We start from the raw sequence: 23,653 nt of genomic DNA, 5'->3' as shown, positions 1-23,653 counted from the left end.
TATTTCTAATTAATTAAGATGTCAAATAGATGAAAGAAACTCCTGTTATTACTGCATTAATCAGATATTTCTGACTAGTTCAGAGTTTTAAAAATTAATATTAGAATAAGGGGATAATATACATTAAAAGAATATTAACCCCTTATTAATTATAAACCTCCCATTTTATGTTTTTGCCATTCTGGCTGTTCTATCGGATTCTCAAAGAGGTAATCTACTCCAGCCTTTAGTGCATCATAAATAACACCGCCTCTAACTGCATCATAAATTACTTTCCAATAACCCCCGTTTAACTCATGCATCTCCTCGATGCTCAGTTCTTTAAACTTTTCCATCTGTATGTTTTGTTTTCGTTTGCCCGACGTTTTTCAGGAGTCAGATTACCTCATCACAGCACTTCTGAGATCGGTAGCTAGCATTGACCTCGAGGACTGACCATGGTGCTAACTTAGTTTCGCTCCGTGCAGAAAAACAGCACGGAAGAAAATTTTCTAAACTTTTTCCACCAGTTATTTCTCTGTTGGCCTTTTCGTCCAAAACCTGAAATTGGAAGTCAATCTTTATTTCCTTCCCGTTGTTGAATATGAAACTATTTGTTTTTCTGGAATAGACAATATCTATCCCATAATCTTTCAAAAATTCGAGATATGAATACAATTGCCTTCTACTAAGACCCAACCTTTCAGCAAGTTCCCTTGGGTTTCCTGTTCGCTTCTCCCGAACTAGCTTATTTAATAGCTGTAATCGCTCAATCTGTTTGATAAATTCCATATCTCGTTTCTTTAACAGTTTATCTACTCTTCCCTTCTTTGTACTTAATTCTTGGTACATCGTACTTTATACTTACTACTCACAGCAAAACCAGCTGCTTTCGGATCATCTGAAAGTATTTTCCCTCCCGTGCGATTAGCTCCGCTTGATTGCCTTCCTCGACCAGCTTGCCCTTATCCAGCACATACAGTCTGTCAAACTCCTGAACAGCTGCCAATCGATGCGTGATAAAGATGATCGTTTTCCCTTCGGTAGCCAGCATTCGGATGGCCTGCTGTACAAACTGCTCCGAATCGGGATCCAAGGAAGCTGTGGCCTCATCCAGAATCAGGATCTCTGGGTCTCGGTATAAGGCTCTTGCGATGGCAATCCGTTGCTTCTGTCCACCCGAAAGTGCAGCTCCATTTTCTCCCAGATACGTCCCAAATCCATTGGGCAGACTCTCCACAAAATCCATCATCCCCAGCCGATGGCAGATATGCACTACCCGCTGCATGTCGGGCTGATAGTTTCCTAGGGCGATATTCTCCAGTACATTTCCCGCAAAGAGGTCTATCCGCTGTGGTACAACGGATACGATCCGCCTCAGGGAAGTATTGTCCACAAACTTGATGTCGTGCTCCCCGATGTAGATATTCCCGGATTGGAGTGGATAAAGGTTTTGAAGGAGGGAGACGAGCGTGCTTTTCCCAGAACCGCTCTCCCCGATTACCCCGGAGATCTTTCCTTTGGGGAAAGTCAAGGAAAGTCCTTCGAATACATTGGCTCGGGAACCATAGCGGAAGGACACCTCCAAAAAGCTAATGTCACCCACATCTGACTTTTTGATAGGAAAGGTTTCTTCTGATTTCTCCACCTCCAAATCCATGATTTCAAAGAGTCGATCTGCCGCAATCAGGGCATTTTGAATGGTTTTATTCATCCCGATCAGACTTGAAATGGGCCCTGTCAGATAACCCGTTAAAGCATAAAAGGACATCAGTTCCCCTGGGGTAATCTCGTTTTGAAGCACATAGCCTGCACCTACCCAAAGTAGGATGATGGTAAAGAGCCGGGATACCGCCTCGGAGGAAGTTCCGGAGAAAACACTGTTCAGCCCTGATCGATAGACCGTCCGAAGCAAGGCGACAAAGCGCATCTCGGTCTTGATATTAGCATGATCCTCAGCGCCAAAGCGCTTGATGGTACTAGCCGAGGTGATGGATTCTACCAGTTGGGATTCTAGTTCGGCAGACTCTTCCATCAGCCTACGTTCTACTTTCTTGTTCAGCCGGTTGGATATCCAGTAGATCACCGCGTAAAGGGGAATCAACAGTAGCATGACCAAAGCCAGCTTCCAGTAGAAGGTAAACATCAGCGCAAAGGAAAAAATGATAATAAACACATTGACCAAAAAGCTGATGGACACATCATTGATGAAGGCGCGGATCTTCACTGCATCGTTGATCCGGGAGATAATCTCTCCCACACGCATGGTATCGAAAAACCGCTGAGGCAAGGACAACAGGTGCTTGTAATAGCCCAAAATCAAACGAGCATCGATCCGCTGACCCACTTTGATGATAAATAGGGTTTTGAAAGTTCCGATGAATAATTGGAAGACCAGCAATACAATCATCGCTACCGAAAGCAGATTCAGCAAATTGGTATTTCGACCGATAAACACATGATCAATAATCTTCTGCACATAGATTGAGGTAGAAAGCCCCAAGATAGTGTAGACTACAGCCCCCAGTAGGGATTGGATCATGACGCTACTATGCGGACGCACCAAAAACCAAAAGCGGGACCAAGTGCCTACTTTTTGGTTCAAGGCCTGAAATTCCTCATTGGGCATCAGCAGGACCAGGACACCTGTCCACATTTCCTTGAACGCTTCAGGAGTCACCCTATGGATCTGACCGTCGCCCGGATCCATGTATTCCACTTGCTTGTCCGTGACTTTGTACAAAACCACATAGTGGTGTAGGACTTTTTTCACAATGACATGGGCGATAACAGGCATGGGAACATCCAGCAAGGCATCGAATTCCCCACGGACACCTTTGGCCGAAAAGCCCATTTTGGTGGCTGCCTCGATCAAGCCCAAGATATTGGTGCCTTTCTGATCGGTAGAGGCCATCTGCCGGATCTTTGCCACGGGCAACTCCAGTTTATAGAATGCAGCTACCGAAGCCAGGCAAGCTGCCCCGCAGTCAGTGATATCGCGCTGTTTGATTTTAATGTTCATCGGTTCAAAAAAATTAGGAGGGATTAGAAAGTGAAGGATTGAGCCAGTTATCGACCTTGTCGTAGAGCAGTTGGAAAAGCGAACGTCTCGCTACCACAAAGCGTGCATTAAAGGTCATGCCTTTTCGGATTTGTCCACTTTGCCCACTGGGAAGCCTCATGTCCAAGGAGTCCAGTTTACAAGTCACCAAAAAACCTGCTTCTTTTTCAGAAATCAGCGACAGGTCTTTGGCTATTTCTACCACCTTCCCCGTAGCCACTCCCCACTGATTGTAGTTGTAGGCATCCACTTGGAATTTGACCTCCTGACCGATTTCCAGAAAAGCGATATCTGCCGGAGAAAGGTAAGTCACGGCCATCAGTTCCGAATCAGGGGAAATTTCCGCCAGCTTTTGATTGGGATAGACAAAGTCACCCGCATTCAAATTCTGGACATTCATGAGCGTCCCTGAAGTACCGGCAATGATCTTAAACTGATCCATCTGCTCCAGTGACAACTCCAGTTGACTCAAGATTCGATCCCGTTCGGTGATATGATTGGTGAGTTCCTGCCCCCACTGATTGAGTCGCTGCTTTTTGATCAGTTCCAGTTGCGTGCTTGCCTGTTGGTAGTTGACCTGTACTTCATCGTACTCTGCAAAGGCGATGGATTTGGTATCATAGAGACTTTTGGCCCGCTGATAGTCCCGATCCAGCTTCTGCACGAGCATCTCCTGATTGAGCAATTGAGACTGGTACTCGTACCAAGCCGCCTGATAGAGGTTGGACTTGAGGGTAGGGATATAGCCTTCCCCTTCAGATTGGTAATTGGTCAGCAACTTCAAATCCCTGATAAAATCCTGAAGCAATGTCATGCGCTCTTCCAAGGCCTTCATTTCCAAAGTCAGTTGCTCACCCCGGATGACGGCAAGGACTTCTCCTTGTTTCACCTCCTGATTTTCGGATAGATTCCAGGATTCTAACCGACCACCCGTGGCAATCTGAACGGGATTGCGTTGGAGGGCGGACTGAAAGGTGCCCTGAGTCTGTACGGCTACATCAACCACGATCAGAGGCAGTGCCAGGATAATAGCGCCTATCAAAGTCAGAAAGGTCAGGTAAATCAATTTTGACCGGATGCTTATTTTGGAATCAAACACCTCGACGGTGTTATTCACTATTGCCGATGGGAAAATCTTAGTCTCCATTGGGTAAAAAATTAATAGGTGGGACATCAGGATAGCGGACGATATCAATGGGTCTTTGTAGCCAACTTGGAAGAGGCCAAAGTGAGTCTGAGAATGACTCTAATTGGAATTTTTCCAGTATCAATAAAGCATCCTTCCTCAGAAGATCGACTGACGAAAACCGATCTTCAACTCTGCAAGATTTAAATTCGGCATCCAGCAGCAACCAACCTATCACAAAAAGGGACAGGTAATAAAGTGCGATCAATCCTAAAATCTTCATAAAAAATTAGATTAAATAGTCAATGACAACAATAACTAAAAGTAAATTCTAATTTCAAAGAAATTGTTTAATCAATTTTTTTCTTGAATTAATTCTATAAAAATCTCAAACTAGTTTTACAATATATTATTCCTAACCCACCTAAAAAACTATGAGTGATTTAGAATTTTATTCCGAAAATCAACTAAACTGTTTGAATAAATTTTTTAATAGTTTTTTGAAATTTAAGCTGGATGTTAAATTAGGATCCGTGATGAGCAATCAAAATAGAAGAAAATCAAGTATTTAACGAATAAAGCATAACACCACTATGGTAATCTCGATTCTCTGGATTAAATGCAATGAAGCATTTTGAACTCGGAAAAGAGATTCTAATGCATATTTCGGGTTTAAAAACGAAATCAAGTAGCATTCACAAGGTTCGCAGATTTTTGAAGTATCTGAGAAACCACTAATCAATTTTCCAAACCTAATTTAGACTAGCTTCTTAAGAGGAATATTGAGTTTAAGCAAATTTAAAAGCTAATAAACACCACCTTAATGACTGAAGGAAAGTCTTCAAATTTAGCTTCCCTTTACTTTATTACAATTTTTAAGATATTTTACCCTTATTTTATACCATAAAATACAATAAAATACCCTTATTTTGTAACAAACGACAAGGGAATGAGCTTTAAAAGACAATTATTCAGGACTCTAGAAAACTGGAAATCTAACCCAAGCAGAAAGCCACTTATTATCAGAGGGGCAAGGCAGGTGGGAAAGACTACTTTGGTGAAAGAGTTTGCCAAGGGCTTTCCTCATTCCATCATATTGAATTTTGAGAAAAAAAGTGATAAATCCTTTTTCGATGACTTTGATGATGTCAAAACTATTGTGGAATCATTATTTCTGAGCAGGAATCTTTCTTCTGAAAAACTTTCAAACACCATTCTCTTTCTAGACGAAATCCAAGAATCCCCAAAGGCAATTCAAATGCTCAGATACTTTTATGAAGAGTTTCCTCAATTAGCTGTGATTGCAGCAGGTTCCTTATTGGAATTTGCACTGAAAGAGGTAAAAAGCTTCCCTGTTGGCAGAGTTGAGTTTGCCTATTTATATCCGATGAACTTTCCCGAATATCTGGATGCCGTCGGAAATCAAGTAGCACTGGCACAATTGGATCAACTACCCCTAAAGCCATTTGCCCATAAACCCTTAATGGACCTATTTCATCGCTATGCAATTATCGGTGGAATGCCCGAAGTGGTCAAAATGGATCTCGCCAAAAACAATCTAGCAGATCTACCGGCAATCTATGAAAGCATCTGGAGCACCTATAAATCGGATGTGGATAAATATACGAGCACGGACAGCGGACGGAAAATCATAGGACATATCATGAATTCGGCACATTTACATTTGGACGATCGCGTAAAATTTCAAGGGTTTGGCAATTCCAATTATCGGTCTAGAGAAGTCGGAGAGGCCTTCCGAATCTTGGAGGAGGCCAAGGTGATGAGACTGATTTATCCAACTACGGACCTGAAGCCACCGATCCGTCCCGACTTGAAAAAATCTCCCCGAATCCAATTTCTAGATACAGGATTGATCAATTATTCAGTCAACATCCAAGGCCAAATGCTTCGCATGGAAGATTTAAGTCAGGCGTACAAGGGGGCTCTCATTCCACATTTGATCAATCAAGAACTTATATCAACCACCCAACTAACAGATCAAAAACCAAATTTTTGGGTGAGGCAGAAAAACCAATCTAGCGCAGAGGTTGACTTGGTGATTTCATTTCGTGGCTTAGTCATTCCTATCGAAATTAAATCCGGAGCTACGGGCTCACTTCGCTCATTACATCAGTTTATCGATGCCTCTGATCATGGATTTGCGGTGAGAATGTATGGAGGTGAATTACGAACCGAGAATACAAAGACACCTGCGGGTAAATCCTATAAACTTCTCAATCTACCCTACTTTTTGGGAACCAAAATCCATGAGTACCTGGAATGGTTTGTCCGATGAAACCCATTTTTAAAATTTCAATCCACGCCAATAGCAATAAAAAAACCTTCCAGGTTTTCAAAACCTGGAAGGTCTAACTTAGATATAAGCAATGAGTTTTCTAACCCCTATTTTTTGAAAACCACTTTTCCCCCCATCACCGTCATGGCCACTTTCGTCTTCAGAATTTCCTCTTCAGGGATTTCCATAATATTTTGATCAAAAACGGTGAAATCAGCCGCCTTGCCTACTTCAATCGAGCCTTTGAAATCTTCCTCAAACTCGGCATAAGCTCCATCCAAAGTATAGGATTTCAAGGCTTCTTCCCGGGTCATTTTTTGATCGGCTTCGTAACCGTTTTCCGGAGTTCCTTCCAGCGTTTTTCGGGTCACCGAAGCGTAAAAAGAAGGAATCGGATCCACCGGCTCCACAGGTGCATCTGTCCCGTTGGTCACTACCGCACCGGACTTCATCAGTTTCTGCCAAACATAAGCCCCGTCAATAATTCGCTTTTCGCCCAAGCGATCAATCGCCCATGGTCGGTCCGAACTCAAGTGAATGGCCTGCATGGCGGCGATAACGCCCATTTCTCCAAATCGGGGAATGTCATCGGGATGAATGTGCTGAGCATGTTCGATACGGAAACGGTGATCGGTTGCTTCTGGATTTTTGGCAAATGCGGCCTCGTAACGATCCAAAATCTCCTGATTGGCGCGGTCTCCGATGGCATGAGAGCAAACTTGAAACCCTAAAGGCAGGGCTTTCTCGGAAACTTCTGTCACCACAGACATCGGCAAGGTCTCATGGCCTCTGTGCCCTGGACGATCATAGTAATCCTCCAGCAACCAGGCACCTCTTGGCCCCAAAGCTCCATCACAATTCAACTTGATCGATCGAACAGTCAAGAGGTGGTCTTCAGTATCGATCATCGGCCCTTTTTGATACCACTCCTCCAAAAGCTCGGGCTGACGTCCTGTGAGCATGATGTATTGACGAACGGTGAGTTTGCCTTCATCTTTGAATTTCTGCACCAAATCAATCACATCCTGACCTGAACCTGCATCGTGAAAAGAAGTGATTCCTTTTTCCACCAATTCCTGCAATGCCAAAGTCAAGGCCTCTTCTGCCCGCTCAGGGGTTTCTTCGGGAACCAATCTAGCCACCAATCCAGAAGCTCGCTCAGTAAGTACTCCAGTTGGGTTTCCCAGTTCATCGGTAATTATTTCTCCACCTTCTACTTCGCCGGGACGCTCCCCATTGAGATTGGCTATACCGGCTAGTTCCATAGCCTTTGAATTCGCAAAGGAGGCATGTCCTGAAGCATGACGGAGAAAAACCGGATTGTCTTTGGAGACTTCATTGAGCTTGTCATTGGTTTGAAAGCCTTTGACCATTTTCTCGGGCTTTTCGATCCATTTATCCTGATGCCACCCACGGCCGGTGATCCAGTCGCCTGGCTGGGCTTTTTCCACGGCTTCGGCTACTTTTTCGACCAATTCATCGTAAGTTTTTACGTACATGAGATCAAGTTCAAGTTTGTTGTAGCCGATTCCCATCAAATGCGCATGAGATTCGATCAAGCCTGGTGTCATGGTTTTACCCTCGAGATCAATGACCTCGGTATTTTCTCCAGCCCATTCTTGAATTTCGGCAGTAGTTCCCACGGCCTGAATCATGCCATCCTTAACTGCAACAGCCTCCACTTTGGGATTGGATTCATCGACGGTGTAGATGATGCCATTGATAAAAACTTGGTCTGCGGGGTTCTCAGGGCCTGAGCTACAGGCAAATCCGAAAAAGGCCAAAAAGGCCAGTAAATATGTATATCTCATAAGTTGGTGTTTATTCTGTAATGGAAAGCTAGGGTTTTTCCACAATCCAAACAAAATCATTTTACTCACCTCACCCAAAACTTCTTTGAAAACTGCCGTCGATTGGCTGTTTCGAGTTGAAAAATATAAAGGCCCGGAGTGTAAATACCGGATTGGATTTCGATTTCTTGTCCAGCCTTAACAGAAATCTCATCTAAAAGCACTTGTCCCATCGCATTGATAATTCTACCCCTACCCGATTGGTTGGAGATGACCTTGATGGGACCGGCAGTTGGATTGGGATAGAGAAGCAGTTGAAGGCTTTCCGAAGGGGGGGCAGTTCCTTGCACTGCACTCAGGTAAATCAAACCTCCTCCGCGAGTGCCCAGAATCAAATCGGGGTTTTCTCCCAAGACATCCGGCACCAAAGTTACCCAAGTATTTCTGCCCAATCGAGTTGGAAAATTTTTATTTTCAATGACGATTTGAACCTCCTCACGCTGGGTTTGCTCCATGAAGTTTTCGACATAGATCAAAATCCCACGCTGATCCACGGCATAGAGCCCGGGTTGAGTTCCTGGATTCACTGCCACATTCAGATTTCGATTGGCTGGATTGTCCTGAAAGCCCAGAAAATCTGACTTCAGCAGTTCGGCAGACAAATTTTCAAAATTAACTTCATACAGGTCCAAACCGCCATTTTGTGCAGCTACCAGCAAATGATCCTGATTTTGATAGCTGAAAAAGGTCAAATGATCGCCCCGATTCGGTTCAAATCCTGAAAAACTGATCTCTTCCCACTGATTATTTTCCTGCCGAAAAATCCGCTGCTGCGGAATAGTTCCTTCAAAGCGAATTCCTGTCAAAAATTGCTGAGAAATGCCCGACTGATCCTGAAATTCCAAATACTGGATTTCAGTCAGATTCAATTCCCGAATGTTTTCTAAGCGATCCTTCTCTTCGAATGTTCCAATTTCAAAATCGAACGCTAAGATTTCCCCCAAAACATTTCCTTCACGGGTTACATTGGTACCGAGGTAGAGTTTTCCCCCATTTTGATTTCCAAGGAAAAAAGGCCGCGTATTTTCGCCCAAATCCAATACCTGGTCTTGCAAAATAGAATTAAGCGAACCATCAAAGGAAAAAATGGAATTCGCGAAATCTACTCCATACACTTGTGCCGCTTCATTGGAATTGGAACTGATAATCAGCTGCTCATCGATAAAGGCAGGATTGTGAAAAATCGGAAAACGAGGCAATGCGCCCCACTCAGGTAGCTCATTCGAAAATTCATCAAAAAGGGGTTCAGATGCCGTGCCTTTGTTCGGTAGAAAATACAACACATTGCATTCATCCCGACCCAAAATCAAATCAGGAACCCCATCTCCATCAAAATCTCGGTATAGAATCGAATGCCCACCGGCATGCTGCACACGGGAATTTTCCGAAGGATCAATTCTCAAATCCAAACCCGAGCAAGTCTGCCCAAAGGAAATATCCCCACAAGCACAAAATTCAAATTTTCCCCAATGCCTTTCTGGAAATGCAAAGCCATCAATATCAGGACTGCCTGTTCGATCCACAGAAGTATTTTCATAAAATTCCAGGTAATCTCCCGAGGCAAAATTAAAAATCACTAAATCCAGATCACCATCACCATCCAAATCCTGAATCAGGTGAGTATCGAGGTTATTTGCTTGAATATTGGAGCCATTATCCAGCGGAAGAAAGTCTCTTGCCACTTCAAAGGAAATACTCCCGTCTGAAGAAGTGTTTTGGTAGGCTTTGATCCCTCGGGCCGTCGATGTAAACAGATCTTTCCTTCCATCTCCATCATAATCAACCAAAACCAAAAATCCGCTGATATCAGCTGGAAAATAATAAGCCCACTCGGGCTGATGAATAAACTGATCCCCTTCTTTTTCAAACACGCTGAGCTGTCGGGAATTGATATCCCAAATGACCCACTCTTCCTGCCCGTCAAAATTCAAATCAATCAATTGGATCTGAGCACTATTAATTCCCCCACTCCAAGCTGAAGGCAACTCTTCACCGTTTTCACTGAGAATGGGTTGATTTTGCAAACTAAAATTAGTCTGACCGAAGGCCCATACAGTCAAAAGAAAGAAAAAAACGGTGGTTAGAAAACGCATAATATAAAGCTAGAAGCTAAATTTAATACGTAGCCTTTTGCCTAAAGATGTGATGAATCATTTATTTTGAAGAAAATTTCCAATCATGAACATCGCCATTCTCTATCAGCTCTTTCTCAAAAGTACCGGTGTGAGTACAGACACCCGAAAAATCGAAAAGGGAAATCTTTTTTTTGCACTCAAAGGGCCCAATTTTAACGCCAATGAATTTGCTTCCAAAGCCTTGGAAATGGGAGCTTCGGCAGTAGTGGTGGATGAAGCTGCCTATTTTGAAGAGGAGGACGAGCGCTATTTTATTGGAGAAAGTGCTTTAGCCTGTCTGCAAAAGCTGGCCAACTATCACCGGCACCAATTTAACATCCCCATTATCGGCCTGACAGGCTCGAATGGCAAAACCACATCAAAAGAGTTGTTGAATGCCGTTCTCAGCCAGAAATTCAACACCTTGGCCACAGAGGGCAACCTCAACAATCACATCGGCGTACCCTTGACTTTGCTCAAGCTCAACAAGGAACATACAGTCGCCATCATCGAAATGGGAGCGAATAAGCAAGGAGACATCGCGGAGCTTTGTGAAATCGCCGAACCTACCCACGGCTTCATTACCAACATCGGTAAGGCACATCTCGAAGGCATGGGCGGGCCTGAGGGAGTACTGAAAACCAAAACCGAACTTTATCAGCATTTGCGTGCAAACAAGGGGACCGTTTTCATCAATAGTCTAGACCCCATTCTCTCCAATATGATCAAGCGATTCGAAAATCCGGTGCTCTACCCGGCAGCAGGCGATTTTTGTGAGGTGAATTTTCTTGGTGCCGATCCTTTTGTGAAGTTTTCGGTAGAGCAGGTAAAAGGAGAGCATCTCACTTCATTGATTGGCGCGTATAATTTTGGAAATATCGCCAACGCGCTGACAATTGGGAAATACTTCGGAGTAGATTTGGAAAAAGCGGTAAAAGCAATTACTAGCTACCAACCAGTCAACATGCGTTCACAACTCATAGAGCGTCGGAGTAATTTGATCATTTTGGACGCTTATAATGCCAATCCATCGAGTATGGAGGCGGCCATCCGGACCTTTGGAGAAATGAAAGGGAAGAAGCATAAAATGGTGATTTTGGGAGATATGTTTGAGTTGGGTGAGCATGCTGAAGAAGAGCATCGAAAGCTCGGTGAGATCGTCAGTGAGTATCCGATTGACAAAGTCTGCTTTACAGGAAAACTGATTGTTTCTGCGCTTGAATCCGCTCCAAAGGCACTCTATTTTCCCGATCCTTTTTCATTCCGAAATTGGCTTCAGGATAGTCAGCTTGAAGACTACATGATTTTGATCAAAGGAAGTAGAGGGATGAAGCTGGAGGGGCTGGTTGATTTTATTTGATGGTGGAAAGGAAAGCTTCAGGCGTAAAAATCGGAAGTTGAGACTTTTTATAATCAGCCAAGTTTCGAGTGATAATACCTTTGATTTCCGGGTTTTGAACAGCTGAGAAGTGTTGAATAGCATCTTCAAAATCAGAAAATCCACTTTTCATTGCTGCAAAAATCTCTTTTTCGGAAACTGGGAGAATTTTACAGAAGCTTACCAATTCGGCGATCTTTTTTAATGCACCATCATTTCCAAATGACTTTCTGAGGATGTAATGAATATTAGCCACTGTCAATGATGAAAGAAAAATTTGGATTTCACCATTATATGCCAAGCCGAATATACTTCTTGCTGGTACATTAAAAGGTTCCCTTTTCAAAAGGAAATCTAATATTACATCGGAATCTAAAAATATATTAGAGTCCATATTTTTCCATTAATGCTTTGGTCAGTTCTTCTTTGTAATCAAATTCTCCTTCATGCTTTAAGCACCCTTCTAATTCTAAGAAACTTTTTGGAAGTGGTTTCCTTTCTTTTTTGATAGAATCCTCCTTTTTCTCAAGTAGTAAGAGCCTAAAGTAATTTTCTACCAAGGAAGACAAACTCTGACCTTGTTGGGCCGCATATTCCTTTGCTTTTTCGATCACATCTTTTTCCAGTGTGAGGGTTAGTTTCGTATTCATTACACGTGTAGATTACAAGGTTTAAACACGTGTAAAATACTCAAAAGTTCTCAATTCTTTACACAAATCGATGAGTTTGTCGAAAGCGGCCAATTACAAACACTAGAAAAAATGAGCATCTTTAAGCCAAAACCAATTTTCTCCTTCCCAGTTTAACTATTGGATCACTTTATAATTCAAACTTTATCCCTAATTCCTACCATGCGCCCCTTTCTCAAATTTCTCAGTTCACTAGCCGAAAACAACCACAAAGAATGGATGGATGACAATCGAGGTTGGTATCAGGAGACACGAGCCGAATTTTTGGAAGATGTAGGGGTGATCTTAAAAAGACTTACCGAATTGGAGCCTGAACTTTCGGCATTTAAGCCCAAAGATTGCGTGTTTCGACAAAATCGAGACATCCGGTTTTCAGCAAATAAAGATCCCTACAAAACGAATTTTGGAGCTTACTTTTCACCAAAAGGAAAAAAATCACCCGGCCCAGGCTACTATCTTCAGATCCAACCTGGAAATTCGTTTTTTGCCGGCGGTATCTGGATGCCTGAAGCTGAGAATCTGAAAAAGATCAGAAGAGAAATCGATTACAGCGGTGCGGAATTGAAAAAAATCGAAAACGAACCCAGTTTCCAAAAACTATTTCCGGAAATCGAAGGAGACAAACTCAAAACTAGCCCGAGAGATTATGAAGCAGACCACCCCTATATTGAATACCTTAGACTGAAAAGCTATACCGTGTCTCATCCGATTGCTGACAAGGATGTGAATTCTGGCAACTTTATCAACCTGGCCTTACATGGCTTTTCGGTCATGAAACCGTTCAATGATTTTCTCGCTAAAGCTATCGAAGATGTAGAGGATGGTAGTGGGATTCTTTAGCTGAGTTTACCCAAAGTATTTTTCCAAACTAAGGGCTACACCATCTTCTTTGTGATGCAGTGTCAATTCTTTGCAGACCGCTTTTAACTCAGGGCGTCCATTAGCAACAGCCACTCCCCAGCCCACGGATTGAATCAAATCGATGTCATTGTAATTATCCCCAAAAGCAATGACCTTTTCCATCCCAAAATCATATTTGCTCTCCAAAATCAATTTCAAAGCAGAGGCCTTGGATATCCTTTTGGGTGCGATTTCTATATAGGTGTCCTTGGAGCGATAGAGATGAAGTTGATCGCCAAAATGCAGATGAAGCTCCCCGAAAAGCCAATTAATTAGATTAGACTCTCCCATACACATGATTTTATGGGCGCCGGATTGAGTACTTCCCCACTCCTCAAGTAGTTTCTCCAAAGTAATCCATGTCGGAATTACTTTAGTGTTTGTCATCTCTCGAGTGGACCAAAAGTCTTCCTTCTCTTCGAACCAATTCTCTCCCCGATAAAGACTAAGGTGAATTTCTTCTCCTTGACAAAGTGTATATATGGATTGGACGATAGGAAAAGGAATCTCCACCGAATCCAAAACCTGCCCTTCACTGTCGATCACAAATCCTCCATTATAGCAAATCAAAGGCTCAGCGATCCTACCCAGATCCTCTTGCAAGTGCCGCATGGCATCAGGCATACGAGAACTAGCCAAAATCAAGGGAATGGAATCGGGTATATTTCTTACTATCGCTTTCAGCCTAGGCGATAGATCTCTATCTGAATTGAGAAGCGTACCGTCTATGTCGGTACAGATTGCTTTAAATTGCATTAATCGATTTGGGACCAGTCTATTTCATCAGAAAAGTTAGCAAAAAAGCCAAATCCGATGATGGCCACAAAGAGAATAGATATCCCTATAAAAATCAAGGTGACGATCAGTTCTGCCTTGGCCCAATTGGACTTATTTTTATCTGTATTAGAATCTACAGCCCAGACAATCAACATAATAAATCCAATCAAGGGGATTTTGCTGACAAGGACAGAAATAATCCAATCTCCCAGACTCATGGGTGGTTTTTTGAATTCTTCTGGAATATGCATAGTACTACGGTTTAGGGTTAGTGAAAGTCTGAAACCTCAAAGCTGTACTCTTGCATGGCAAAATTCTCAGGATTAAGAGGGTCAGACTGCATCAACTGCACAGTAATTTGCTGATAATCTGCTGCATTTTCAAAATCTCGAAGATAAATTTCAGCACACTTGCGAGCTAAAACTTCAGGTCTATCTCCTATTAGGACTGGATCTCCGTTTTGCAATTTTAAGAAAATCTCCCCCTGATCGTTGTTTTTCTCAATCGAAACACTGACTCCCTGAAAGTTGGCCAAGGCTACAATTTCTTGTGAAGGGAGAAACCCATCTCCCATCATCATATCCATTCCTTTCATGGCAAACCTGAAAACAGATTCGGGTTCACAAGCACAACTACTAAACAAAAAAGTAGCCATCAGAATGGTGATGGCTTTTAGAAGGATTGTCTTCATTTATATTAATTTCTTAAGATTTTTATTCGATTGACTTGGTTATCCCAAATGACTTCGAGTACGTAAAAGCCAGGAGGAATGGGACCAAAATACGAATTAAAAGTGATTTTAGAATTTGCCGGCATAGGGATAATTTTCTTTCCAAGCTCTCCCGAAGGCCCAATCAATCGGAGTTGGACCTCTTGGTCCAGGATATCCTCATTTCCCAAAAAGGCCAATTCCAAATTTTGCCCCGCTATGCTTGGATTCGGGAATAAAGTCCATTCATCTACTAGAGGCAAGGGGACTTCTCTTCTGACCAATAAAACTGAACTATAATAATCTGCTTCTTGGGTCAGTTTTTTAATCCGATAATACAGTTGATCTCGGTTAAAGGCAAAGGTGGAATCATGAAACTCGTAGGCTGTCTTTTCAATCTTGATATTGGGGACATCGATGGTTCCTATCACCTCAAATTTATCCTCAGTATTCATTCTTCTCTGAATCTGAAAAGCCCCCACTTCTGCCTCTTTATTGGTTTCCCATTTTAAAGAAACCAAACCAGTCTCTTTGCTCCAAGAAGCTTCGATAAAAGAAAGGTCAAGGGATAATACACTAGCAATATCCAAGAGATATTCTATCGTTTGAGTACATCCATTAGCATCTGTGACAGTCAACTGATACAAACCATCGCTTAGACCGAAAATATCCTTATCAGTACTGTAAAATCCATTTGGCCCAGTCCAAACAAATGAGTAGGGTTCAGTTCCCCCAGTCACACTTTCGACATAGATCATCCCTGAACTCTCATCCTTTTTTGTCGGGAATATTTCTACCTGAATTCCAAAATTAGGATCAATGAAGATATCCTTATAAATGGTAGTAGTAGTCACCCCGTCATAAGCTGTCAGGCCTATAGAATAAGTACCTGAAGAAGGAAAATTGAAGGTTGGATTTGGACCAGTAGCAGCGCCAAGACCGTCAAAGTCCCACTCAAAGGTATATTCATAGGGAGGTGAACCACCAATGGTCTCAGAAGTAAACTCAATCGTGGTATTACAGATACCATTGGACACAAAATCAAACTTGGGAAACAAAGGTACAGCTGCAGTATAACCATTAGGGTTGCTATAACATTGAGCATTAATATTATTTTTATCACTTTTAACACAGGTGGTTCCAGATTTTGCTGTTCCTGTATCCCAATAAATGAACAAATCTTTCACATCAATAACATCTCCCCAATTCCAAGTGAAATCCCGAACTTTCACCCAAATCCCTTGAATTGCCTGAGTGCCAGGAAACAAGCATTCATACTGATCGTCTTGTGTTAAAATCCCATTGACATGAATATCAAAGAAAAACCGAAGGTTATATCCATTTGTGGAAGATCCCGCTAGAAACATCCATAATTCACCTGTAACCTCCTCCCCCAATTCATAATCATCTGTTACAGAAAAAGGTACACCTGCTTCATTACGCAGTTCAAATCCAGTAACTGTGAAATTGTTTTGGGAGCATTGTGCAAAAACTTCTCCTGCGGAATTCAAGAACATGAACACCCAAAATATTAGCCATATGTAACCTCGCCTTTTCATCAGTTCCAGGCTTTTAATGAAATCAAAAATAACAAATATTAGGGCTTAAAAACATGACTTAAGTCACTGATAACCTTTAATTTAAACTGATTATTTTATGTATTACGAAAAGTTCTTTTGACAATATTGAATTTGAATTTGGTCACAAAAAAAATTTAAAAAATTTTAAATAAAATCTCATTATTTCTAACAATCAGTCAACTTTAGATCAGAAAATAAACCCTCCTGATAGTGGCAACTGGTTGCTTTTCTAGTTTTTTACACTTAACCCTGAGAAACTAGTTATCCTTTGAGAAAGGAGCTCAGCCCGCATTGTGATGCTTTAGACGAGACTCCAAATTATCTGTTGAGCCTACATAATATTTGTTGGTCTTGGGACTGGAAAGAATGTAAACGAAATACATAACTAAAAATAAAAAAGGCTTGCAAAAATTGCAAGCCTTGGTGGAGGATAACGGAGTCGAACCGATGAACTTCCCGCTTCCTAGCGGGACGATCTAGCCAGCTGAGTTGATTAACCATTCAATAAATTTTCGGCTCTTTTTCTTTTTGATTTCCAGCTCTCGCTTAAGAGCTAGAGTTCTATCGGCTAGGATTTCAGAATATTTCATCTCCCAATAAGGCGCTCCAGGCTTTGTGGACGGAGTCGAGCCCGCATTGTGATGCTTCAGACGAGACTCCAAATTATCTGTTGAGCCTACATAATATTTGTTGGTCTTGGAACTGAAAAGAATGTAAACGAAATACATAACTAAAAATAAAAAAGGCTTGCAAAAATTGCAGGTTTTGGTGGAGGATAACGGAGTCGAACCGATGAACTTCCCGCTTCCTAGCGGGACGCTCTAGCTAGCTGGGCTAATTGACGAAATAAAAAAGCCTCACATTTCTGTGAAGCTTTGAGTGGAGGATAACGGAGTCGAACCGATGAACTTCCCGCTTCCTAGCGGGACGCACTAGCTAGCTGAGCTAATTGACGAAATAAAAAAGCCTCACATTTCTGTGAAGCTTTGAGTGGAGGATAACGGAGTCGAACCGATGACCTCTACACTGCCAGTGTAGCGCTCTAGCCAGCTGAGCTAATCCCCCTCTTTTTAATTTTATTGAACTTACTCTCAGATGACCTTCCCGACCACTGTCGGGACGCTCTAGTCCTGAAGTATTTCGGGATGCTAATCCCCCAAACGGAGTGCAAATATAAGCTGAGGATTCAATTAGCCAAACAAAATTTAATCGGTATTATAATTTATTCGTGTCATGATACTTCGTCCCAAGGTAACTTCATCTGTAAATTCCAATTCCCCTCCTACCGGAATTCCCCGCGCTATGGTACTGACCTTCACCCCCTTTTCTTTGAGACGCTTTGCCAGATAAAAGGAGGTAGTATCGCCCTCCATCGTGGCACTTAGCGCTAAAATAATCTCTTTCACAGGCTCCTTATTCACCGATTGATCGATTCTACTTATCAAGGATTCGATTTTCAACTCTTCAGGTCCGATACCCTGAATCGGAGAAATCACTCCTCCCAGCACATGATATTTACCGGTGTATTGGTTGGTATTTTCGATGGCCAGAACATCGCGCATGTCCTCTACCACGCAAATAATGGAAGTATCTCTCCGGTGGCTTTTACAAATACTACACTCCTCCTCATCAGAAATATTATGGCAAATCACACAATACTTTACTTCCTGTCGCATTTTGGTCAAGGCCAAAGACAGGGCTTCAGTATGCGCTTCATGCTGCTTGAGGAGGTGCAAAGCTAACCTGAGAGCTGTTTTTTTGCCGATTCCGGGAAGACGCGAAATCTCAGTAACTGCATCTTCTATTAATTTGGAGGGAAAATTCACAAAATTGGTTTTAGGTGATGGTGGCCTGTATTCCGGCTTCTAGAATAGCTTCACACATGGGTTTTAGCTCTTCATAGGACCCTTTTTTCACAGCACATTTTCCTTTATAATGGATAATGACGGTGCATTGTTCGGCCTGCTCACGAGTATGCTTGCAGACTTTCATCAACACTGTAATTACATGGTCAAAAGTATTGAAATCATCATTAAAAACCACTAGGTCGTGAGATTCGAGATCCAGCAAATCCTCCAATACAATTTCTTCCTCTTCTACCTGTGGAAATGTCGTTCTCCTATCAATCATGTTGCAAAATTAAGAATAATGGACAATTTTAGCGATTCAATCCGCTCCCTTTTATGAATCCGCAAATAGTTCTTCTGGTAATCTCCGCCTATTTTTTATTGCTTTTTTTGATTTCTTGGCTGACTTCCCGTCAGGTAACAGCAGAAACTTTCTATACTGGAGATAGACAGTCTCCTTGGTTTTTGGTGGCTTTTGGGATGATCGGAGCCTCTTTGTCAGGAGTGACTTTTATCTCGGTTCCAGGAGAGGTAGGTAATAGTAACTTCTTCTATTTCCAAGTTGTTTTGGGCTACACCCTAGGATACTTCACAATTGCTAAAGTCCTCCTACCGCTCTATTACCGACTCAATCTTGTCTCAATTTACTCCTATTTGGAAGATAGATTTGGGTTTTGGTCCTACAAGACAGGCGCTTTTTTCTTTATCCTTTCTCGGACATTAGGCTCATCCCTACGAGTTTTTCTGGTAGCCTCAGTACTTCAGCTGATCTTGTTTGATTCATTAGGAATTCCCTTTTGGGTATCGGTTCTGATCACTGTGGGACTGATCTGGCTCTATACGCATCGGGGAGGTATCAAGACGGTCGTTTGGACGGATACGCTGCAGACATTCTTTATGTTGGCAGCCGTCATCGTCTGTATCAAGCTTGTTGGTGATGAGTTGAGCTTTGACGGAATTAAAGAATATTTCAGTGCAGTCAGCGGAGACCCAAGGTCCGAGATTTTTAATTGGGACTGGAAAGCGGGCACCAACTTTTTCAAGCAATTTATTTCAGGGGCTTTTATCACCATTGTCATGACTGGCCTAGACCAGGACATGATGCAGAAAAACCTTACCTGCAAAAATATCGGAGAAGCACAGAAAAATATGTTTTGGTTTACGACGATTCTTGTTTTCGTCAACCTGCTTTTTTTGGCCTTAGGAGTGATGCTTTACCTCTATGCCGAAACCAAAGGTATCCCAATACCTACCAAAACCGATGAATTATTCCCACTATTGGCAACTCAGCATTTCTCGGCCTTTGCAGGAATTGTGTTTGTCCTTGGGATTACTGCCGCAGCCTATTCAAGTGCCGATTCTACACTGACTGCACTGACGACTTCTTTCTGCATTGACTTTCTGGAGATCGAGCGTAAATACCCTAAAGAACAGCGCGTTAGCATCCGTAAAAAAGTACACCTGGCCTTCACTGCTGTGATGTTTTTCGCTATCCTGATCTTTTATTGGATCAACGATCAAAGTGTCATCAACTCTGTCTTTATCATCGCGGGATATACCTATGGGCCATTATTAGGCTTGTATGCATTTGGGCTTTTCACTAAACTAAATGTAAAGGATAAAGCAGTACCCTATTTAGCTGTAGCGGCTCCATTGATCACGTTCACCATCAGCTCAAATTCTGAAGCTTGGTTTTGGGGCTATAAATTTGGCTTCGAGGCCCTGATCCTCAATGGACTACTGATGTTTATCGGACTGTATTTATTTAGAAATAAAAATTAAAAGCCCAACTCCTTTTCAGGATCCCAAAATCGCTTTTCAAACTCCTGAACTTGATCATTCACCACACGGACACCTTCGGCTTCTAGGAGTTCCTGCATTCTGTCAACCGTCTCAAAATGATGCTTTCCCGTCAATAATCCTTGCCGATTGACCACCCTATGGGCAGGCACGTCACGGAGTGTATGGGCAGCGTTCATCGCGTAGCCCACCATTCTAGCTCCACTTTTGAGGCCTAGATAATTGGCAATCACACCATAAGAGCATACCCTGCCGGGAGGAATCTCCCGAACTACCTGGTAGACCAGATCAAAATAATTAGCCTTTTCTTTGCTCATTTTTCCAATTTAAAAAACCTTGATTAATCGATTTCCTGAGTCCAGTTTCGACTTCCTTTTGTCCTGAAATAATAGGAAACTGATAGCGTATAAGTAAACTTTCTGATTTTCTCTCAAGGACATTTAATTGCGCTCCTTCTACCGTTACATATTCCTTAAAACCTTCTAAAATTTTTCCCAATTCATCTTCCAATTTAGAGAGCTGAAGGTCATTGCTGTAGGGTATTTCCGAGTCAAAGACCACCTGATGGGTATTGTTTTTCGAGTAATTGATGATGTCCGTCGAAAGTACAATGGCATTTGGAATCAAAATCACCTCACCAGTTTCACTTTTCATGACCAAATTGATCAATGTAATATCTCGGATAAAGCCAGTATTTTTCCCAATATTGATTTTATCACCTATTTCCAACTGCTCAGAAAACATAATAATCAGACCATTGACGATATTAGTAATATATTCCTTTGTCAATAAAGCGATCGCTGCAGCTACAATGGTGATAGATGTCAAAAACTCTAGGGGCTTAATTCCAAAAGCCAACATCAACCCGATCAGAAGTGCCAGGAAATTGAGAATGGTAGAGATTCGATCAATTCCGATCACAAAATTAGGCAGCACTTTTGTCTCTGCAGTTTTCTGAAGATAGAATCGCAGCGTCACGATCCTACCCAAAGAAATCACCAAGTTGGCTGAAAGGAGAAAAATCAAGGCTCTTACTAGATCGAGCAAAAAAGGAAATCGCTCTGCTAGAGAATTAAGAAAGGTATTTCCCAGATAGATGTAATCCAGAAAAATGAGGAACAAAAGCTTAAGAACGAAGTTTCTCTTTCGCTTATTTTCCTTGCTTCGAATGCTTGTTTTTAGATGATTCATAATTTAATCGAAAAATAACCGCTAATTTTAGCAATAATCAATTGATTTAATCAAATGAATAGAAATATTATCGTAACAGGAGCTGCAGGTAACCTTGGTGCTGCGGTTGTAGAAAAATTTAAACGAGAAGGTTATCATGTCATTGCCTTGCTTCAACCCGGAAAAAACGAAGAAGTAGAAGAAGCCGACGACAGCTACGAAGTGGATGTCACCGACGAGGCTTCAGTCTTGGATTTTGTCAAAGAATACCAGCTTCAATACTCCGAACTTGATGCTCTTGCATTAATTGTGGGAGGTTTTTCGATGGGTTCTTTGGAGACTACCGGACAGCAAGACCTTGAGAAAATGTTTAGTCTAAACTTTTTCAGTGCCTATCATTTAGTCCGCGGGCTCTTGCCTGTCATGAAAAAAAATCAAAGAGGCACCTTTTTATTCGTAGGTGCTCGACCTGCATTGCAGCTGGAAGATGCCTCAGCGACCATAGCCTATGCATTGAGTAAAAAACTCATCATTTCCTTGGCAGAGATTTTGGCCACAGAGACCAAAGAAACCTCTATTCGCTCTCATGTATTTGCTCCTAGCATCATCGATACCCCACAAAACCGAGAAGCTATGCCTGATGCAGATTTCAGCAAGTGGGTAAGCCCTAAGGAAATCGCCGAAGCCATGCACTATGCAGTCAACAATCCCGCTTTACGAAACATGACCTTCAAATTATATGGGGAAGCTTAGACCACTCACATGCCTGACACTCATGATGGCCTTACTGACTTTTGGCTTTAATACGTCTACTCTGGCACAATCAGAGTCAGATCAAGTAAAAGCAGTCATTCAATCTCTTTTTGAGGGTATGAAAACAAAAAATACAGATTTGATAGAAGCTGCATTTTATGCAGAGGCGCCTATGCAAACTGTCATTGCGGGAGAAAACGGCAGCACCCTTGGGAGTAATGCTGTATCAGATTTCCTCAACCGTATCTCATCGACACCTGCAGACACCCAACTGGATGAGCGAATTCTCGACTATCAAATTAAAATCGACGGGGATTTGGCTGCTGCTTGGACTCCGTATGAGTTTTATGTCAATGATCAATTCAGCCACTGCGGGGTCAACTCCTTCCAACTGGTCAAAATGACCGAAGGCTGGAAAATCGTTTATATCATCGATACACGTAGAAAAGAGGGTTGCTAAATCATGAGTCTGGAAAAAGAATCACTTTTCAAAGCGGCCATTACCGCGTTGAAAGCTAAAATCGAAGAACTGAAATCCGAGCAGAAAGCCATTTCGGACGGGATTTTAGAAGACAATAAAAGTAGCGCTGGAGATAAATTTGAAACCAGTCGAGAAATGCTTACCCAAGATCTTCGACAAGTAGAAAATCAAATCGAAAAAAATCAAGAAGATTTAGAGGAGCTTTACCGGATTCAAGCGATCAAAAACACCCAATCAGAGGTCAAAGAAGGAAGCCTGATCAAGTTGGGAACAGAATGGTTTTTGATTTCGATCAGCTTTGGACTTCTTAATTTTGAAAATGAAAAGGTTTTTTTGCTGAGTAAAAATGCTCCCCTCGGACAGCTTCTCCTCGGGAAAAAAGAAAATGAGGAAGTGCTCTTCCGGGGAAAACCCCATCCCATCGTAGAGATTCACTAGGGCTTAGCGAGGCAAGAAAGCCATCAGTTCTGTAGTTCCATCTGTCAAGGTCAATTTATCTTTAGAAACCTGCAGATTACTTACTCTCCCTAATGCTGCCAAAAATTCCTGCTCTCCATTTCCTGGGCAGGCTTTTTTGGTCATTGCTCCCGGATCCAGGCTTAGCAAAGTACCTTCCAATGAAAAACTCCCTGAGAAATTATTGCAGCCCGTAAATCCAGCCAATCTTCCGCCCTCTAGAAAATTAAGCGTAGGGACACCCTCCGGAAAATCTCGAAGATTCAAGCCCTGACCTAAAAGGGAGGAAAGCACCCAAGTATTTCCTTTCACCAAACCAATTGGGCTTAACCTTTTGCCACTATCGCAACCCCCATAAAGTAAAATCAAAAAAACGATCGAAAGAATTCTAAGGTTTTTCATAGCATTTCCGTTGGTTTGACCTCAATTTAAGGAATAAATAAGAAACAAAATTCTTAATTACTTTAAATAACCAAATTTTAATCCAAAAAATACAGAAGCTAGTTTTAATGATTTATTATTAAAAGCGCCTTTATTATATAAAGTTTGAAAAATAAGGGGCTAAAACTTGGCAAAAAGGAAATATCTAGCTAGAATTGTACAATCAAATACAAGGTCATGGTACTTGAGTCAAATCACTTTTTCTTTTTTCCTACTTGCTTCGCCAAAGGTTTAGCAAATCCTACT

At 42.0% G+C, this 23,653-nt stretch carries 27 protein-coding genes and 1 tRNA gene; 7 read left to right on the top strand and 21 right to left on the bottom strand.

Features of this window, described 5'->3' with window-relative positions; all coding sequences use genetic code 11:
- Positions 1-149: 149 nt before the first annotated feature.
- The 5 genes from BLQ57_RS01430 to BLQ57_RS01410 form a co-directional block, all read right to left on the bottom strand.
- On the bottom strand, positions 150-335 hold the full coding sequence (locus BLQ57_RS01430; protein ID WP_087941215.1) for a hypothetical protein: 186 nt from the start codon (positions 333-335) through the stop codon (positions 150-152).
- Positions 336-375: 40 nt separating this feature from the next.
- The gene (locus tag BLQ57_RS01425) at positions 376-771 is read right to left on the bottom strand and encodes an HTH domain-containing protein (protein WP_087941221.1); all 396 of its coding nucleotides are present in this window, start codon (positions 769-771) and stop codon (positions 376-378) included.
- 79 nt (positions 772-850) lie between these two features.
- On the bottom strand, positions 851-3,001 hold the full coding sequence (locus BLQ57_RS01420) for a peptidase domain-containing ABC transporter (RefSeq protein WP_087941214.1): 2,151 nt from the start codon (positions 2,999-3,001) through the stop codon (positions 851-853).
- Positions 3,002-3,014: 13 nt separating this feature from the next.
- Positions 3,015-4,187 (bottom strand): HlyD family secretion protein, encoded by a 1,173-nt coding sequence (locus BLQ57_RS01415; RefSeq protein ID WP_087941213.1) that lies wholly within the window; start codon positions 4,185-4,187, stop codon positions 3,015-3,017.
- Positions 4,177-4,449: a hypothetical protein gene (locus BLQ57_RS01410; protein ID WP_087941212.1), complete on the bottom strand. Its 273-nt coding sequence runs from the start codon at positions 4,447-4,449 to the stop codon at positions 4,177-4,179. Before BLQ57_RS01410 ends, BLQ57_RS01415 begins: the two co-directional genes overlap by 11 nt.
- Before the next feature lie 666 nt (positions 4,450-5,115).
- Between BLQ57_RS01410 and BLQ57_RS01405 the strand changes: the two genes are divergently transcribed.
- Positions 5,116-6,462, top strand: coding sequence for an ATP-binding protein (locus BLQ57_RS01405; RefSeq protein WP_087941211.1), 1,347 nt, complete (start codon positions 5,116-5,118; stop codon positions 6,460-6,462).
- Between the two features lie 107 nt (positions 6,463-6,569).
- On the opposite strand, the gene BLQ57_RS01400 is transcribed toward BLQ57_RS01405, so the two are convergent.
- Both BLQ57_RS01400 and BLQ57_RS01395 read right to left on the bottom strand, forming a co-directional pair.
- On the bottom strand, positions 6,570-8,273 hold the full coding sequence (locus BLQ57_RS01400) for an amidohydrolase (protein WP_087941220.1): 1,704 nt from the start codon (positions 8,271-8,273) through the stop codon (positions 6,570-6,572).
- A 65-nt stretch (positions 8,274-8,338) separates the two neighbouring features.
- Positions 8,339-10,405, bottom strand: a complete 2,067-nt coding sequence (locus tag BLQ57_RS01395) for a T9SS type A sorting domain-containing protein (protein WP_087941210.1) — start codon at positions 10,403-10,405, stop codon at positions 8,339-8,341.
- 85 nt (positions 10,406-10,490) lie between these two features.
- Here BLQ57_RS01395 and BLQ57_RS01390 point away from each other — a divergent pair, with 85 nt between their 5' ends.
- Positions 10,491-11,786 (top strand): UDP-N-acetylmuramoyl-tripeptide--D-alanyl-D-alanine ligase, encoded by a 1,296-nt coding sequence (locus BLQ57_RS01390; RefSeq protein ID WP_087941209.1) that lies wholly within the window; start codon positions 10,491-10,493, stop codon positions 11,784-11,786.
- Here BLQ57_RS01390 and BLQ57_RS01385 read toward each other — a convergent pair.
- Positions 11,779-12,198 (bottom strand): type II toxin-antitoxin system VapC family toxin, encoded by a 420-nt coding sequence (locus tag BLQ57_RS01385; RefSeq protein ID WP_087941208.1) that lies wholly within the window; start codon positions 12,196-12,198, stop codon positions 11,779-11,781. The two genes, BLQ57_RS01390 and BLQ57_RS01385, sit on opposite strands and share 8 nt — an antisense overlap.
- The gene (locus BLQ57_RS01380; protein ID WP_087941207.1) at positions 12,188-12,454 is read right to left on the bottom strand and encodes a DUF6364 family protein; all 267 of its coding nucleotides are present in this window, start codon (positions 12,452-12,454) and stop codon (positions 12,188-12,190) included. The genes BLQ57_RS01385 and BLQ57_RS01380 overlap by 11 nt, the downstream gene beginning before the upstream one ends.
- A gap of 201 nt (positions 12,455-12,655) precedes the next feature.
- On the opposite strand from BLQ57_RS01380, the gene BLQ57_RS01375 reads away from it, so the two are divergent.
- A complete protein-coding gene (locus BLQ57_RS01375) occupies positions 12,656-13,333 on the top strand; it encodes a DUF2461 domain-containing protein (RefSeq protein ID WP_087941206.1) in 678 nt (225 codons plus the stop codon).
- A 6-nt stretch (positions 13,334-13,339) separates the two neighbouring features.
- On the opposite strand, the gene BLQ57_RS01370 is transcribed toward BLQ57_RS01375, so the two are convergent.
- From BLQ57_RS01370 to BLQ57_RS01330, 9 genes are all read right to left on the bottom strand, one after another.
- The gene (locus BLQ57_RS01370) at positions 13,340-14,149 is read right to left on the bottom strand and encodes a Cof-type HAD-IIB family hydrolase (RefSeq protein WP_087941205.1); all 810 of its coding nucleotides are present in this window, start codon (positions 14,147-14,149) and stop codon (positions 13,340-13,342) included.
- A complete protein-coding gene (locus BLQ57_RS01365) occupies positions 14,149-14,421 on the bottom strand; it encodes a hypothetical protein (protein WP_087941204.1) in 273 nt (90 codons plus the stop codon). Before BLQ57_RS01365 ends, BLQ57_RS01370 begins: the two co-directional genes overlap by 1 nt.
- A 17-nt stretch (positions 14,422-14,438) precedes the next feature.
- Positions 14,439-14,861: a hypothetical protein gene (locus BLQ57_RS01360; RefSeq protein WP_087941203.1), complete on the bottom strand. Its 423-nt coding sequence runs from the start codon at positions 14,859-14,861 to the stop codon at positions 14,439-14,441.
- A gap of 5 nt (positions 14,862-14,866) precedes the next feature.
- On the bottom strand, positions 14,867-16,396 hold the full coding sequence (locus BLQ57_RS01355) for a PKD domain-containing protein (protein WP_169712805.1): 1,530 nt from the start codon (positions 16,394-16,396) through the stop codon (positions 14,867-14,869).
- A gap of 344 nt (positions 16,397-16,740) precedes the next feature.
- Positions 16,741-16,842, bottom strand: a complete 102-nt coding sequence (locus BLQ57_RS01350; protein ID WP_092824010.1) for a GIY-YIG nuclease family protein — start codon at positions 16,840-16,842, stop codon at positions 16,741-16,743.
- 93 nt (positions 16,843-16,935) lie between these two features.
- Positions 16,936-17,187 (bottom strand): GIY-YIG nuclease family protein, encoded by a 252-nt coding sequence (locus BLQ57_RS01345; RefSeq protein WP_092824009.1) that lies wholly within the window; start codon positions 17,185-17,187, stop codon positions 16,936-16,938.
- 263 nt (positions 17,188-17,450) lie between these two features.
- Positions 17,451-17,524, bottom strand: a tRNA-Ala gene (locus tag BLQ57_RS01340).
- A gap of 140 nt (positions 17,525-17,664) precedes the next feature.
- A complete protein-coding gene (recR, locus tag BLQ57_RS01335) occupies positions 17,665-18,285 on the bottom strand; it encodes a recombination mediator RecR (protein ID WP_087940330.1) in 621 nt (206 codons plus the stop codon).
- Positions 18,286-18,295: 10 nt separating this feature from the next.
- Entirely contained in the window at positions 18,296-18,589 is a 294-nt protein-coding gene (locus BLQ57_RS01330; RefSeq protein ID WP_087940331.1) for an ATP-dependent Clp protease adaptor ClpS, read from the bottom strand.
- Between the two features lie 53 nt (positions 18,590-18,642).
- On the opposite strand from BLQ57_RS01330, the gene BLQ57_RS01325 reads away from it, so the two are divergent.
- Entirely contained in the window at positions 18,643-20,088 is a 1,446-nt protein-coding gene (locus BLQ57_RS01325) for a sodium:solute symporter (RefSeq protein ID WP_087940332.1), read from the top strand.
- Here the strand turns inward: BLQ57_RS01325 and BLQ57_RS01320 are convergent.
- Together BLQ57_RS01320 and BLQ57_RS01315 are read right to left on the bottom strand one after the other, a co-directional pair.
- Positions 20,085-20,423, bottom strand: coding sequence for an MGMT family protein (locus BLQ57_RS01320; protein ID WP_087940333.1), 339 nt, complete (start codon positions 20,421-20,423; stop codon positions 20,085-20,087). The two genes, BLQ57_RS01325 and BLQ57_RS01320, sit on opposite strands and share 4 nt — an antisense overlap.
- Positions 20,404-21,297 (bottom strand): mechanosensitive ion channel family protein, encoded by an 894-nt coding sequence (locus BLQ57_RS01315; RefSeq protein WP_087940334.1) that lies wholly within the window; start codon positions 21,295-21,297, stop codon positions 20,404-20,406. Before BLQ57_RS01315 ends, BLQ57_RS01320 begins: the two co-directional genes overlap by 20 nt.
- A 54-nt stretch (positions 21,298-21,351) precedes the next feature.
- Between BLQ57_RS01315 and BLQ57_RS01310 the strand changes: the two genes are divergently transcribed.
- Genes BLQ57_RS01310 through BLQ57_RS01300 form a run of 3 tightly spaced genes read left to right on the top strand, consistent with a single transcriptional unit; the run spans position 21,352 to position 22,948 of the window.
- Entirely contained in the window at positions 21,352-22,029 is a 678-nt protein-coding gene (locus BLQ57_RS01310; protein ID WP_087940335.1) for an SDR family NAD(P)-dependent oxidoreductase, read from the top strand.
- The gene (locus BLQ57_RS01305; RefSeq protein WP_317042207.1) at positions 22,016-22,489 is read left to right on the top strand and encodes a nuclear transport factor 2 family protein; all 474 of its coding nucleotides are present in this window, start codon (positions 22,016-22,018) and stop codon (positions 22,487-22,489) included. The genes BLQ57_RS01310 and BLQ57_RS01305 overlap by 14 nt, the downstream gene beginning before the upstream one ends.
- Before the next feature lie 3 nt (positions 22,490-22,492).
- Positions 22,493-22,948, top strand: a complete 456-nt coding sequence (locus tag BLQ57_RS01300; protein ID WP_087940336.1) for a hypothetical protein — start codon at positions 22,493-22,495, stop codon at positions 22,946-22,948.
- A 3-nt stretch (positions 22,949-22,951) separates the two neighbouring features.
- On the opposite strand, the gene BLQ57_RS01295 is transcribed toward BLQ57_RS01300, so the two are convergent.
- Entirely contained in the window at positions 22,952-23,368 is a 417-nt protein-coding gene (locus BLQ57_RS01295) for an META domain-containing protein (protein ID WP_087940337.1), read from the bottom strand.
- Positions 23,369-23,653 lie beyond the last annotated feature (285 nt).

The organism is Algoriphagus faecimaris, assembly GCF_900101705.1.
Lineage (GTDB): Bacteria > Bacteroidota > Bacteroidia > Cytophagales > Cyclobacteriaceae > Algoriphagus > Algoriphagus faecimaris.
The sequence above is the reverse complement of the archived record's forward strand: the minus strand, read 5'-3'. Positions and strand labels throughout refer to the sequence as shown.